12 protein-coding genes and 1 pseudogene are annotated in these 14369 nt (G+C 40.2%); 7 read left to right on the top strand and 6 right to left on the bottom strand.

The annotated features are described in order from the left end of the window. Positions 1-238: 238 nt before the first annotated feature. Positions 239-1141: a polyprenyl synthetase family protein gene (locus BN67_RS04090; RefSeq protein ID WP_019222867.1), complete on the bottom strand. Its 903-nt coding sequence runs from the start codon at positions 1139-1141 to the stop codon at positions 239-241. 408 nt (positions 1142-1549) lie between these two features. Here BN67_RS04090 and rpmF point away from each other — a divergent pair, with 408 nt between their 5' ends. Beyond that, positions 1550-1729 carry a 50S ribosomal protein L32 gene (rpmF, locus tag BN67_RS04085; protein WP_011181291.1) on the top strand — a complete coding sequence of 60 codons (180 nt, stop codon included), beginning with the start codon at positions 1550-1552 and terminating at the stop codon, positions 1727-1729. A 650-nt stretch (positions 1730-2379) separates the two neighbouring features. On the opposite strand, the gene BN67_RS04080 is transcribed toward rpmF, so the two are convergent. Further along, entirely contained in the window at positions 2380-2964 is a 585-nt protein-coding gene (locus BN67_RS04080; RefSeq protein ID WP_019222866.1) for a CarD family transcriptional regulator, read from the bottom strand. Between the two features lie 383 nt (positions 2965-3347). Between BN67_RS04080 and BN67_RS14105 the strand changes: the two genes are divergently transcribed. Then, complete coding sequence (locus tag BN67_RS14105) at positions 3348-3548, top strand: hypothetical protein (RefSeq protein ID WP_156791628.1); 201 nt, start codon at positions 3348-3350, stop codon at positions 3546-3548. Between the two features lie 468 nt (positions 3549-4016). Here BN67_RS14105 and fdxA read toward each other — a convergent pair whose 3' ends face one another. Further along, complete coding sequence (gene fdxA, locus BN67_RS04075; RefSeq protein WP_026088158.1) at positions 4017-4355, bottom strand: ferredoxin FdxA; 339 nt, start codon at positions 4353-4355, stop codon at positions 4017-4019. Between the two features lie 22 nt (positions 4356-4377). Beyond that, a complete protein-coding gene (locus tag BN67_RS04070) occupies positions 4378-5952 on the bottom strand; it encodes a hypothetical protein (RefSeq protein WP_019222864.1) in 1575 nt (524 codons plus the stop codon). Between the two features lie 559 nt (positions 5953-6511). Between BN67_RS04070 and BN67_RS04060 the strand changes: the two genes are divergently transcribed. After that, positions 6512-7423 carry an RNA polymerase factor sigma-32 gene (locus tag BN67_RS04060; RefSeq protein ID WP_019222862.1) on the top strand — a complete coding sequence of 304 codons (912 nt, stop codon included), beginning with the start codon at positions 6512-6514 and terminating at the stop codon, positions 7421-7423. 845 nt (positions 7424-8268) lie between these two features. On the opposite strand, the gene BN67_RS04050 is transcribed toward BN67_RS04060, so the two are convergent. Further along, entirely contained in the window at positions 8269-9828 is a 1560-nt protein-coding gene (locus BN67_RS04050; RefSeq protein WP_026088157.1) for a M48 family metalloprotease, read from the bottom strand. A gap of 214 nt (positions 9829-10042) precedes the next feature. Between BN67_RS04050 and BN67_RS04045 the strand changes: the two genes are divergently transcribed. The 3 genes from BN67_RS04045 (at position 10043) to BN67_RS04035 (ending at position 13085) form a co-directional block, all read left to right on the top strand. Further along, positions 10043-10678 carry a thiamine diphosphokinase gene (locus BN67_RS04045; protein ID WP_019222859.1) on the top strand — a complete coding sequence of 212 codons (636 nt, stop codon included), beginning with the start codon at positions 10043-10045 and terminating at the stop codon, positions 10676-10678. Between the two features lie 101 nt (positions 10679-10779). Beyond that, complete coding sequence (locus BN67_RS04040; RefSeq protein WP_019222858.1) at positions 10780-11196, top strand: DUF1269 domain-containing protein; 417 nt, start codon at positions 10780-10782, stop codon at positions 11194-11196. Further along, positions 11196-13085, top strand: a complete 1890-nt coding sequence (locus BN67_RS04035; RefSeq protein ID WP_019222857.1) for an ABC-F family ATP-binding cassette domain-containing protein — start codon at positions 11196-11198, stop codon at positions 13083-13085. The genes BN67_RS04040 and BN67_RS04035 overlap by 1 nt, the downstream gene beginning before the upstream one ends. Before the next feature lie 528 nt (positions 13086-13613). Here the strand turns inward: BN67_RS04035 and BN67_RS15395 are convergent. Then, positions 13614-13696 (bottom strand): annotated as a pseudogene (locus tag BN67_RS15395) (DUF4102 domain-containing protein); the annotation flags it as partial. A 157-nt stretch (positions 13697-13853) separates the two neighbouring features. Here BN67_RS15395 and BN67_RS11530 point away from each other — a divergent pair. Beyond that, a complete protein-coding gene (locus tag BN67_RS11530; RefSeq protein WP_019222855.1) occupies positions 13854-14276 on the top strand; it encodes a hypothetical protein in 423 nt (140 codons plus the stop codon). Positions 14277-14369 lie beyond the last annotated feature (93 nt).

Below are 14369 nucleotides of genomic sequence, written 5' to 3'. Positions count from 1 at the left end.
CACTAATCGTAAAGAGCACGGCACTTAAACGCTCTTTGTTCCGTCTGGAGGAACAGAAGTAAGAGGTCATAAATTGGGTGCATCGGGTGTGCCAAACGGAACACACGATCCTCATAAGAAAGCTGTTTCTTTCAGAATACAAGTTTTCCTGAAAAGCCATCTTCTTCAGAATACATTCAAAATCCAGAAAAACTTTTGTTTCTTTTGTTGTTTTGTTGTTGGCACAGCAGATGAACTGTTAATTTTTGCGTGTTGCACTAAAACGTGCTGCTTGTTGGAGTAGTTTTGCTTTAGCACCAAAAGGCAAAAGAAGTTTTTCTGCTTGCGTGATGAGTTCATCGCGCTTTTTTTGTGTTTCTTCAATGCCATAGAGATGAACAAAAGTTGCTTTATGTGCTGTTTTATCTTTACCGGCTGTCTTCCCTAAAACTTCAGTGCTGGCGGTTACATCGAGAAGATCATCCGTTAATTGAAAGGCTAAACCAAGAGTTTTTCCAAAAGCAGCAAGCTTTTCCGTCAATTCTTTTGGGGCATTGCCAATGATGCCTCCTGCTTTGCAAGCAAAGCTTATAAGAGCAGCTGTTTTCATCTGTTGTAGAGTCATGATATCGCTGCTTTCTTGTGGCTTCTTTTCTGCTTCGATATCAAGCATTTGACCACCTATCATGCCACCAAGTCCTGCGGCTTGTGCGAGAATCGTAATCAGTTTTATTCTCGTGTCAAAAGGCAACATACAGGCTTTATGGGCAATCATTTCAAAGGCAAATGTTAAAAGAGCATTGCCTGCTAAAATGGCTGTCGCTTCATCGAATGCTACGTGTACGCTGGGTTTGCCGCGTCGAAGTGAGTCGTTATCCATGGCGGGAAGATCATCATGAATGAGTGAATAACAATGGATACATTCTAAGGCACATGCGACATCAAGAGCGTGTTCGGTAGGGATATCAAAAAGTGCAGCACTTTGAATCACCAGAAAAGGGCGTAAGCGTTTTCCACCATTCAGCACACCGTGACGCATGGCTTTGATCAAAACTTCAGGACGGGCAATTTCACCGTTTTGAACTTGATCATTAAGCAGTGTGTCAAGTCGTCTTTCAATAGTGTGGCCATGTTTTGCAAGAAGGGTGGTAAATTCGTGCATTCTTGCTTCCTTACATTTTTGCAAAATGAAATCTTAAAACTTAAGAGAGAAGGTTGTTGTTTTTTCTTGTTTTCGTTAATTTGCATGGTTTTTTTTATTCAAAAGTTTCTTTTACTTCGTGTTTACACTGTATGCAAAATTCTCTGTGAAAGCCAAATAAAAATTCCTAAATAAAGATTCTTGAAAATTTCGTGAGGTTTTCGTAAATGTATAAAATTATTCGCTCTCTTTTGCATTTTGACATTATTTTTTGAGAACACTGTTATCATTTTTGGTAACTGTGTGATCACTTTGGTGTTGCCTCTTCTTTCTTATCAGTGTATAAGACGTCAAATTTTATGATTTTTGATACAGGCTGTGTCATTTCGATGCTGCCTCTTCTTTTTTGTGGATTTGGAGTGTCTCTTTATGGCTGTACCTAAACGAAAAACCTCTCCATCGAAGCGTGGTATGCGCCGTTCGGCTGATGCCCTTAAAGCGCCGACTTATATTGAGGATAAAAATTCCGGTGAGCTGCGTCGACCTCATCATATTGATTTAAAAACAGGAATGTATCGCGGTCGTTCGGTTTTACCCGCTAAAGATTGAGGGGGTTATTCTCTCGTGGTGGTGTGAGTTATCTGATTCACAGATTGACATGTGCAGGATATTCTCGCTGTCTTTTTGAGAGGTGGGTGTAGGCATGTACGTTGTGATGTGTGTGCTGTGTTTATTTGCAAACGAAAATATATCGCGGAGGTTCGTCTTTTCCCGCTAAGGATTGAGGGTTTTGTTCTCTCGTGGTGTGGGATATCTGATTCACAGGTTGACATGTGCAGGACATTCCCACTGTCTTTTGGGATAGTCGTCCTCAAGGTTTTTCCGTTATGCGGTAGATCGTTTTCTTATTATTTTGAGAGGTTACTTGAATGTTGAGTTTTGTGTGGCATGTGTTGTGAAAAGAGCCAATGAAGTATCAGAATTTGTGCAATACACTTAAAACAGCATGAGTCATTTTTCAATCTTTTTTGAAGAGTGCTTTTTGAGAGAGATAAAGAAGATTAAAATATATCAAATATAACATCATACCATCATGTTAATGCGCCACTCTGTGGGTAAATGGGAACGTTTGGCGAACTTTATATTCAACATTTTTATTTTCATAGCTTTTATCTATATAAGTTTATTGATAATAAAAGCAAATAAAACCAGCCAGATACTGGTCTTATTTTATTATAAAAATATTCTAAACTCTTTGTTTATGCAGCATAAACAGCTTTATCACTTGCACTTTCTTCATTTCTTTCCGCTTCAAATTCACGTTTTGACTTTTTAGAAAGATGCATCTCTATGAGATTAATGGCTTCCGTTTCAGAAAGGCTATTAATGACAGCAATTTCACGTGCCATTCTGTCAAGTGCGGCAGTATAAAGTTGGCGTTCAGAATAAGATTGTTCAGGCTGTAGGTTTGAGCGAAAAAGATCACGCACAACTTCAGCAATGCAAATAAGATCTCCTGAATTGATCTTAGCATCATATTCTTGCGCACGACGAGACCACATGGCCCGTTTTACCCGCGCTTTTCCATGCAAAATTTTAAATGCACGTTCAACAGAATCAACAGCGGACAATTTACGCATTCCAACGGAAATGGCTTTTGCGATTGGCACTTTGACATCCATCTTATCTTTTGCAAAATGAATAACAAAAAGTTTTAATTTATGTCCTGCAACCTCTTGATCTTCAATTGCTATAATTTGCCCTACTCCATGGGTAGGGTAAACAATATATTCAGAAGTTGCAAATCCTTTAGCGTTTGAGGACGTTCCGCATTGGGATGCCATAATCTTAGTTTACTCCCTTTATGACCAAAAAATGTACCGGAAAACAGGCTATAAACCTGAACGTTGAATGTTCTTTCACTAAGTATATTAAAAGCTGAATGAGCATAAAAGTTAAGTACTTTTAAATCCAACAAAAATACATCGCCTCTTTTTTTAAGCAATGAAGAATACTTAGAAAGGTGATCATGTTAAAAAGACACTAACACCAAAATTCAAAAGAATCAATCATTTCCCTTAAGATTTTTTATTTTTACAAGAGAATTTTAAATGTTTGAAAGAGCGCGTTATAGTGTTCAAAAGTTTCTAAAGAAATGTCTTTGAGATAATAAAAGATTACTATTGCTTAACGCTTTTGTTTCGTCACATTTTTAATAATTAAAGACATGACAATAGGGGAACGACCTTCATGTAAAACAGAACGCCATTATGTTGCATGTTACAGGCTTGTTTTAAAGAGATCTCTTTTAGAGCTTTTACGCCTATTTTGCGGCGGTGTGGGGGAATTGTATACCGATAAAGCCATTGCACACCACCATATTCATGCTTATAACAGAGACAAGCTGACACTCTCATTCTCTTTATGAGCTCTCAATATATTTACTGTATGCACGCGCTCATGGTGTTTCGACACCCCTTGCATGAAGGCGGTTTATGAAAGGCGTTTTTCCTTCTTTTTTCTTTCGTTTTATCTTCATGCCAATTCCGCTGAGTGTGTACAAGCCAAGTGAACAAAATAGGTTTAACATCAGTAAGTTTGAGATGAGAGAATCTTACGAGTATTCCGAGCTTATGATTTCAAGTGAATAATGATAAATTATCATTATGAATCAATGTGTCGTCCAAGATCATCTACAGCAATATCTTTGAGATCATGAAGATTACGCATTGTTTCACGCTTTTATTTCGTCTAGAGGTACGATAACAGGGGGGCATGACAATAGAGCACGGCCCTCACGCAAAACAGAACGCCACTATGTTGCATGTTACAGGCTTATTTTAAAGAGATCCCTCTTAGAGCTTTTACGCCTATTTTGCGGCGGTGTGTGGGGGAATTATTCACCACTTCCAGGATTTTCTGAAAAATACTTTTCTAATTTATTGGGAACACCATCCATCTCTTTTGCCTGGGGAAGAGGGGCTTTTCGGGTGGTTAAATTAGGCCATTTGTTCGCATACTTAAGATTCAGTTCTAACCATTGTTCTAAGCCCGGCTCGGTATCAGGTTTAATGGCTTCTGCCGGACATTCCGGTTCGCACACACCACAGTCAATACACTCATCAGGATGAATGACGAGCATATTTTCTCCCTCATAAAAACAATCGACAGGGCAAACTTCAACACAATCAGTGTACTTACAGTGAATGCAGTTGTCGGTTACTACATAAGCCAATATCTAAACTCCATCCCTTATTTTAGTGTTCTTTGGAGGAAAGTGTATGTACATTTTTGTCATTTGTGAGTTGATCACGCAGTGCAGCGAGTTTTGCAAAAGGAGAATCAGGGTTAGGACGCTTCTCTTTTTGAAAGGGTTTATTGTTGGAACGTTTTGTATAGGGGGGGTGAGACTTATGAGAGTGTTTCACGTGTGATGTGGCGGCTTTTTGATTCTTTTCATCATGTGCAGCTGTTGCTTGTTTAAAAGCCTTTTTCGGTTTATTTTGCCATTTATGCCCAGATTTATCACGCTTTTTGTGGGTCTGGTGGTGTAATTGATAGTTATAATGCCATAGGAGAACAACTTTATCTTCTTCCTCAACAAGCTTGTGCTTAGCAAAATCGCCAACTGGTTCAGCGGGTGGTACATGATCTGTGCTATCAGATTGTGTTTCAACACCAAGAGGCACGGTATGCTTTTCTTCCCCTATTGTTTCCAAGTCTTCCATTGTTTGCCCTGGGGTTTGTTTTTGGGTTTGCCATGGGCTGCCGACCCATTCTGCTTCGGGAACATCCCCCGTTGCTGCACCTGCATGAGCAGAGGCTTTATTTTGCAGGAGATGTTGTTCAAGTGCCGTACGACTCATGGGTTGTGATTGATAACCAAGCCCTTTTAGGATTTCTTCCATATCCGTTCCATTGGCTCCAAGAATCGACATCATTGCTGGTGTGACAAAAAAACTTTTGCCGTCATAGGCGCCATCGGGTTTTGGTTCACTGCCTTGTTTCCAATGAAGTGTAGGCCGGATCAGATTCGCAAGACGTTCCAAAATATCAATACGCACAGCACGTTGCCCTAAGATTCTGTACCCAGCTAACTGGTAAAATTTGCGGTTATACTCAAGGTTAACAACCAGGGAAGTTCGTCCAGAAGACAAAGTAGAAAAAATTTCATCCAAACCCGCTTGGTTTTGATTTTCATTTTGAAGGGTCCACAATAACGTAATCGCTTGGACTGGAGCTGGCTTGAGCATTCCAGCAAGATAGATATGAAAAGCACCAAAACGCACACCGAGTCGTCGTAGAACGGCACGTGATTCTTGGTCAAGATTTTTGACAATTTCCGCAACTTCTCGACGTGGTAAAATGCCTAAAGAGTCGGCAAGTTTTACAGCAAGATTGCTTGTTAAATCTGTTAAATTCTCAGCATTGCGTAAATCAAACAGTGGTTTTAACGCTGTTTCAAAATGAAAAATAACAAAACGCTCTAACCGTTTTAGGACGTTATCACGGGATTCTCCCGTTAACTCTGTGTCTGCTAAAAGAATGATTTTGGGTTTTAAAAAATCTTCTGTTGCAACAAGTTGGGCCACTGGTTGGCCAATCCAGCGAACTATTTTATCAGAACTGAGGGAAAAATCTCCATTCGCACAAGCACAAAGACGCGCGGCGCGTTTGGAAAAGGCAAGAACCAAACTTTCATGATCTATGAGGTTTTGCGTTGTTTTTTGATCTGTACTGCCTTTGTTGGCATAAAAACGAAAACCTTCAAACTTGCCACCTGTATGTTTTTCAATAAGAATATCATTTTGTTGAATAATCTTACTATCCATGATTATTTTCTTCCTCAGTGCTGCACTGGTAAAAAAACTTACGTTTCACAATTCTATAAATGTCCTGTTCTCTTAGCACGTTTGTTGCTTTTTCTTCAATCATTCTTGTGATTTTTTGAGGCTTCTTTTTGCGAATCTAAATTTTGGCTCTTTTTTTTCCTGTTCAGTGTTTATTCAGCTTGGTTGCTCCATATATCTTTTCACACTTATTGGTTGTGGTATGGCGTTGTAAGTATAGATAAATTTTTTACTTACAAAGACAAGGAATGCGTAATCGCATAAAAGAGGACCTCAGTTTATTTTTTTCTTTCACAAAGAGGGGAAAAGAGATTTTCCCTGAATTTATTAGGATAAGCGCGTTATCATGTTGTTCATGACTTTATCGATCTTTGTTGTGAGATAACAAGTTTTATGGTTGCAATAAAAAAACAATTGCGATTATAAAAATACACGTTAAAGTAGCGAGTATGAAATTAACAACTTTTGCGTTCTTTTGAAGGAAGAGCGATGATGTCGTTACCAAATCAATTTTGATCATTTTAATCGCAAGGGGTTATTTATGGGTAATCTTTCAAATGCTGTTTACAAAAGCAGCAAAAATTATAGCGACGCAGATAAAAGCTTAGGACGTAATATGATGCGTTCTGCTATGCAAGCGCCTTATCTTGAACGACAAAAAGAGCACGATTTGGCTCTGCGGTGGAAAGATAAACGTGATGATGATGCTATGCATCAAATTGCCGCGGCGCATATGCGTTTGGTGATTGCGATTGCGAACCGCTTTAAACGTTTCAAAATGCCGTTGGGGGATCTGGTACAAGAGGGATATGTTGGCCTATTGGAAGCTGCTGCGCGCTTTGAGCCTGATCGCGAGGTTCGTTTTTCAACCTATGCAACATGGTGGATACGTGCTTCTATCCAAGATTATATTTTACGAAATTGGTCGATTGTTCGGGGCGGAACGAGCTCGTCGCAAAAAGCGTTGTTTTTTAATTTGCGGCGTTTGCGGGCAAAGTTGGTGCAAGATGATAGTGCTTTGTCCAAACAAGATATGTTTCGCACAATTGCTGAAAAGCTTGGTGTTTCCGTTCGTGATGTGGAAACAATGGATTTTCGTTTTTCGAGTTCTGATAATTCCTTGAGCGTTTCTGTTTCTGAAAACAGTGATAATTCCATGGCAAAAATGGATGCTCTTGTGGATGATAGTCCTCTTCCGGATGCTCTCATTGAGCAGGTGATTGATGGTCAACGACGGACACAATGGCTTTATGAGGCGTTGCAAATTCTCAATGAACGTGAGCTTGAGATTATTCGTTTTCGTCGTTTGAATGAAGAAGGAGCTACATTAGAAGTGTTGGGTGAAAAGTTAGGAATTTCAAAAGAGCGGGTGCGCCAAATTGAAGCACGGGCTTTGCAAAAGTTGCGTTCTGCTCTCCTTACGGTTCATTCAGCGGATGCTTATGACATATAAGCCGGAGTCTTCTCGAGAAGTCTGCGTGGCATGAAAGTGAAAATGAGAAGTATGTCAAGTCTTTCTGTTTAACAACTTATTTCATGAAGTGTTATAACATGTAAGTTTGCGGCTTCTCGAGAAGTATGTTCTTGTTATAAGAAGGAAAATGAAAGTGGTGTCAAGTTTTTCTGTTAAACAACTCAATCGAGTGGGGCGTTATAACATGTAAGCCTGAGTCTTCTCGAGAAGTCTGCGTGGCATGAAAGTGAAAATGAGAAATATGTCAAGTCTTTCTGTTTAACAATTTATTCCATGAAGTGTTATAACATGTAAGTTTGCGGCTTCTCGAGAAGTATGCTTTGCATAAGAGTGAAAAATGGAAACATTGTGTCAAGTTTTTCTGTTAAACAACTGAATTGAGCGGGGCATTACAACATATAAACCTGTATCTTTTTGAGAAGATTACGTGGCGTAAGGGTGCGTAATGGAAAGTGTGTTGAGGCTTTACTTCTGAGCAGTTCACACAGCGGGTGTTTGTGGCATATGAGTTTGCTCTTCGTGATCTGCACATGAAAGTATACGTATGATGGGGTGAGCCATGGAAACTATGTCGAGTCTTTACCTCTTAATCGTTCATAGATAATTTTTCACTCAGGGGAGCATGATAACATGTGAGTCAGCGGCTTCTGGAGGAGTCTGCATAGCATGGGGTGAGACATAGAAAGTGTGAGAAGATTATGGAGTTGTTTCAAAGATCTTCGATTGGTGTGGAAAAGGATTTAGCTTGCAGGGAATCATCAACGAGAAGGAGATTGCTTCAAAAGAAGAAAATGAGGTGTGCAGAGATATTGAAAAGAGTGCTCTTACTCTGTGATGATTTTAACCTTTGTCCCTGCGTGTAAAGTTTGGGTTGGTGAAAGTCCATTCAGAATGCGAAAGAGTTTTTCTTTATGCGTTGGGTTTTGCATTTTATGTGCAAGGTCTGCAATGCTTTCTCCCTCTTGAACACGTATAATGCGGATTTTCAAGGGTTTTAGCTTTTTTAACTGTGCGTATGAAAGGGAATGAAAACTTTCTACGGTTCTTTGAGCGATCGCTTCAAAGTTTTGAAAATGGTGTGGAGCAGCAGTGAGGAAACGAAAAATATGTTTGTTAAACACAATAACCACCACATCAAATTGCCACTGTTCATTGGCAGCACGGGCGTGGGCGCCAGGGAAACCTTGGATTGTGATTGGGTGAATGGAGGTTTCATCCAGCCCTATAATCCGTCCACTTTTTAAATAATCACTTGCAGATATTCCAGAAGGACGCGAGAGTGCATCAAAACGAATGGCAATTTTATCTGGTCCGCTTGCCCAAACAGTGTGTGTTGAATTTTCTATGATAAAATTGTCGGGAACGGAAAAAGCAATGCGCAATTGTGGGTGGATAAATTCGTTTCCGCGCACAAAGCCGGTGTGAAAATTATTCCAAAAAACCATACCACTGATGCTTTTGAGAAAAGAATCATGATCAATGTTGCCTTTCTGCGCTCTATTGATTTTGTGTGGGTATATTGTACTGAGTTCATAGGCTTTTTTTCTTGCAAGACGAATCCGTTCCGGGGTGGTTGGGTGTGTTGCGGGAAAATCTAAAGAGGCATTTGTTGTGTTCGAGAGATTACGAAAAATGCTATATGCTTCCATTGATTGGAGAAAGCGTGGGGAAGCAAACGGGTCGTATCCTGCTTGTTGGAGCATTTCAAGAGCGATAGAATCGGCTTCGAGTTCTTGATTGCGTGAAAATTGTGCGAGTTGTTTTCGGTTTTTAAGGGGGGGGTAAAGTTTTCTCCCGTTAAAAGAGAGAGAAGGTGATGACATGTCACTTGTCATCTGCAATTCGGCTTTTTTCTGTAGGCGTAAAATGCTGTGATTGGCTGTAATATGGGCTATTTCATGGGCTAAAACTGCTGCAACTTCTGAAGGATCATTGGCGAGTGCGAGCATGCCGCGTGTGATATAGATAGAGCCATGAGGGTGAGCGAATGCATTAATGCTTTCTGAGTTTAAAATTGTTACAGAATAGGTTTTGTAAGAATTTTGTGAAACAAGCGTGAGCTTGTGTACAATATTTGCTAAAAGATGTTTGAGTTTTACATCATGATAGGCGCCACCATATATTTGTAAAATACGCGCGTGTTGTATAGCGCTTAAGGAGGCAGTAATAGTGTGTTTGTTGGCATGTTTGATTCTTGTAGACTTGTCTAAAGAAGAAAGCATTTTATGAGAGGAGAGAGGCGGATGACACGCAGAAAGGAAAAGCATGCAACCTATGAAAGTTGCTCTATATATTCTGGTATATAAAAGAAATTTTCGTTGAAAAACCGGAGTCTTGTGATCATGATACACGGCGTTTTCTGAATGTTTTTTAAGCGATTTCATTTGTATCTTTGTCGGTGTTTTTTAGAATAGAGTCCTGTCATTTTTTATAATGAAGGGGTTTTTATGCACGGATGCGTTTTGAAAAGGTTTCTTTTGGCTCTATATCACGGTTATGATTTATAAAACGGTTCTTTTTTAATATAACAAATTTAATATAACAAAGAGGATACGAAAGCAAAAAGGATGCGAAAAGAAGTATAGGATATAGAATAACATGACAACATTTACAATACTGTTAAATGGCGATATTTTCATCACAGATCGTTTGCGCAATCAAATTCGCAACAGTCGTGTGATTGCTGCTGATGGTGGAATGCGTCATGCAGAAATGTTGCATGTGAGCCCCGAGTTGTGGTTGGGTGATTTTGATTCATCTGATCAGGCTTTAAGAGACAAATATGCTGATGTCCCCCGTGAGGTTTTTCCTGCTGATAAGGATATGACTGATAGTGCTTTGGCGTGTGAGAGAGCCCTACAAAATGGTGCCAAAAAGCTTATTTTATGTGGTGCTTTTGGAGGTGAAAGAAGTGATCATAGTCTTTCTCATATGACACAGGCATTGATGATGGCTGAAAGGGGAATTTCAGTGTTATTGACGAGCGGTTTTGAAGAAGGGTGGCCGGTTGTATCAAAGCCTTCTTCTTATGATCTGCCTGATGATTGTTTGTTTAGTATTGTTGGTTTTTCTGACTTACAAGGTTTGACACTTTCAGGTGTAAAATGGCCAATTTATGACAAAAATGTGTCTTTTGGCTCTTCTTTAACACTTTCTAATCATATTTGTGGAACTTTTTCGTGTCATTTAGGTTCTGGAAGGGCTATACTGTTAGCATCTGTACCTATTCCGTAAAGCTCTTATGGCATATTTGAATTAAGGCAGAGTGGGGGGTATAGTAATGAAGAGCCAGCATAAATGATATGTTTGTTATTATGAGAAGGAAAGGGTTTCATATGTTAAAATCAATTTTAAAAATAGCTGTGGTTTCAGCTCTTGGATTAAGCGCTGTGGCTTGTTCTACGACCGACCAACGTGTTGCACGTTATGGTATGGGGGGCGCTGCAATCGGTGCTTTGGCTGGAACAGCTATTGGTGGACATAGTGCTGGGGCAGCTCTAACCGGCGCGGCATTTGGTGCTCTTGCTGGCACAGTCACAGGTGAGGCAGTCAATCAGAAAAGACAGAAAAAGATAGAAGCTCAGATGGCTGCTCAGGAGGCACAATTATGTACTTATCGCTCTCGTAGAGGTCGGGTTTATCAAGCGCCTTGTGCTCAAAGAGTGATACAACGGCCAATACAACAATTGTGTACCTACCGTGGTCAATACGGTGCGTTATATCAGGCACCTTGTCCTCAACCTGTTCGTTAATGGCGATACCGTTGCTGCGGCTTGACCGCATCTTTCTCACTTTTGGGATAACCCCTTTGCTCAATCAAGCTTGTTTGTCTGTTGAGCAAGGGGCGCGTATTGCGCTGGTAGGGCGTAATGGTTGCGGAAAATCAACACTGTTAAAAATTGCAGCGGGAATGATAGAGCCGAATGAGGGGGAAGTTTTTCGTCATCCGCGGGTCATTATTCGTTATGTTGCACAAAATCCTGATTGTTCAGGCTTTGAAGATGTTCAGGCTTTTGTGGAAGCGGGTTTGGATGAGGCACCTGATGTGCAGTGGATTAATACACTGCGTACAAGTCTTGGTTTTTCAGGAACCGAAAAATTATCAACACTTTCTGGTGGTGAAAAGCGGCGCGTTTCATTGTTGCGCGCTATCGCAGCAAAACCTGATATTCTTCTCTTAGATGAACCAACAAATCATCTTGATTTACCAACCATTGAATGGCTTGAAACCACTCTCTGTTCTTTGCGTTCAGCCATTGTGGTCATTTCCCATGATCGGCGGTTTTTAGAAAATGTCACGCGGTCAACGGTATGGCTTGATCGAGGGACAACCAAAAGGTTGGAAAAACGTTTTTCTGAGTTTGAAAATTGGCGTGATAAGGCGCTTGAAGAAGAAGCTCTTGAGCAGCATAAATTGGGGCGACAGATTGTGCGTGAAGAACAATGGTTACGCTATGGGGTGAGTGCACGGCGTAAACGTAATGTACGCCGTTTGGGAGCATTAAAAGAGCTCAGAGAGATTCATAAAACCTATCGAGGACAACCTGGAAGTGCACTTTTGATAGCGGCTAAAAGTCATTATTCTGGCCAATTGGTTCTTGAAGCAAAGCGCATTTCAAAATCTTATGGTGAGCGCACGCTTGTGAAAGATTTGTCTTTGCGCATTCAGCGTGGTGACCGAGTCGGTTTGGTTGGTCCCAATGGTATTGGAAAGACAACATTGCTTTCCACCCTGATTGGCAAGGAGGACGTTGATAGTGGAATGGTAAAGCATGGATATAACCTTTCCATGGCACTGCTTGATCAACAGCGGATTTTAAATGAAGAAGAAACGCTCGCGCATTATCTCACTGGGGGGAGGGGCGATACCCTTCTGATCAATGGGCAAGAACGCCATGTGGTTTCTTATATGAAGGATTTTTTGTTTTTACCTGAACAAGCGCGCACGCCATTGAAAGAATTTTCAGGGGGGGAACGAGCGCGCCTTATGCTTGCTCGACTGCTTTCACGCCCGGCAAACTTTTTGGTTCTTGATGAGCCAACCAATGATTTGGATATGGAAACATTGGATTTATTACAGGAATTTATTGCCGATTTTTCTGGAACAGTGTTGTTGGTGAGCCATGACAGAGACTTTTTAGATCGCACTGTTACGCATCTGTTGGCCTCTGAGGGCGATGGTCATTGGGTTTTGTACGCTGGTGGTTATAGTGATATGATCGCGCAAAACAAGAAAGCTGCCTCGTACAGGCGTAAAGATAAAGGATTATCGCGGCATAAAGAATCCTCAAATTCTCGTGCAGGGGAAAATGTCAAAAACGCCTTATCTGTGAAACATGGTGGTATGGCGCAAGAAAAGAATTTTTTAGGTCGGGAAAAGACAGCCTCGCAAAAATTGTCTTATAAACAGGTTTATGCATTGGAAAAATTGCCTGAACAAATCACTGTTTTGCAAAATGAAATCAAAAAGATTGAACAAGAACTCTCTGATCCAACATTATATTGCAACGATAAAGAGCGTTTTGAGCGTTTATCAGTAGCACTGGAAGAGAAGAAGAAAATCTGTGCGCAAAAAGAAGAAGAATGGCTGGAACTTGAAATTTTACGCGAACAAAGTCAAAAGAGTGCAGGTGTGCATTGATATTTGGAATATCTGACAAGGGTATTTTGCCTGATTGAGAGGATTGTTCTTCTTGACTCAGAGCTGTTTTTTGCAATTTTTGACATGAAAAAATGTGAAAAAAACGCGCTGGAAAAAACTCTAGTACAAAAGATAAAAGATTGATCATGGTCATTTGTTGTTTGTGTCGAGAGAGCTCTGAATAATGAAATTGTAACTTACACTAAACCAGAAATTGTTGATAACGACTACAGTGACTATGAAGATAATTATGACAGACAGATATATATTTAATGAGTGGAAAGACTGTCATTCCTGAAATAGATCTCGACGGTTTAAAGCTCTCTAAAATTGAAATGTTCAATAAAAAGAACAATTCAGTCATAACCCTAAGTGATGCTATTCAAAATTATCACAAGACAAATTCGGGGGATTATACATGCACTATTTAAGGATATCAGACGGAAGAACATACCTTTCCTAAGAAAGATAAGAAGATAATGGAACATGTGAGTGTTCTCTATCTCTATTTAGATAATGGGGACGTTGTAACAAGCCGGCACCATCATTATATTTACCAGCACCCAATGTTGCGACAGCCCTTGGCACTTAAGACGATTCATAAGAGGCATTTTTCCTCCTTTCCTCTATAATTTTTACCCATTTGCCAACCCGGCTTATGGCATAAAGCTAAGTGAATAAAATTGATTCAATATGAAGTGATTTGAAATGAGAGAATCTTACAATATTCTGGGGTATGATTCAAGGTGAGAAACGATAAAAACAATTATGAATCAATATCTTGTAGTTTTTGGCAATGCCGTTGTGAGTGATAACGCCGTGATTACACAGGGGGCTCTTATTCACGATAACGCCCGTGTTTATGAAAATGCGTATGTGAGTGGGCTGGTGTTTAATGATGCCCATGTCTATGGGAAATCACGCCTTGCTGCATGGTCAAAAGCTTATGGCAATGCTCATGTTTTTGATAAAGCTATAGTTTATGACGGTAGCAATATTTATGACAATGCCAAGGTTTTCGGCTCGGCGCGCGTTGGTCCCTTTGCAAAAGTTCACGATAATGCTCATGTGAGTGGCAAGGCACAAATTTGCCAATTTACAACAATTTATGGCAATGCCGTGCTTACAGAAAATAAGAAATTTTCTGAAGATGTCTGTGGTGTTGATCAGGACGTCAATAAAGCGGCGTGATTAATAACGGCGCGGCGGGGGCGCCTTTTACCCTCATTTTTCAACTTACAATCTAATGAATTATAGAATGGGTATTCTCATGACCAATACAGT

The organism is Bartonella rattaustraliani AUST/NH4, assembly GCF_000312565.1.
Taxonomy (GTDB): domain Bacteria; phylum Pseudomonadota; class Alphaproteobacteria; order Rhizobiales; family Rhizobiaceae; genus Bartonella; species Bartonella rattaustraliani.
Note: the sequence above shows the minus strand (reverse complement) of the source record. Positions and strands in the feature narration are given on the sequence as shown.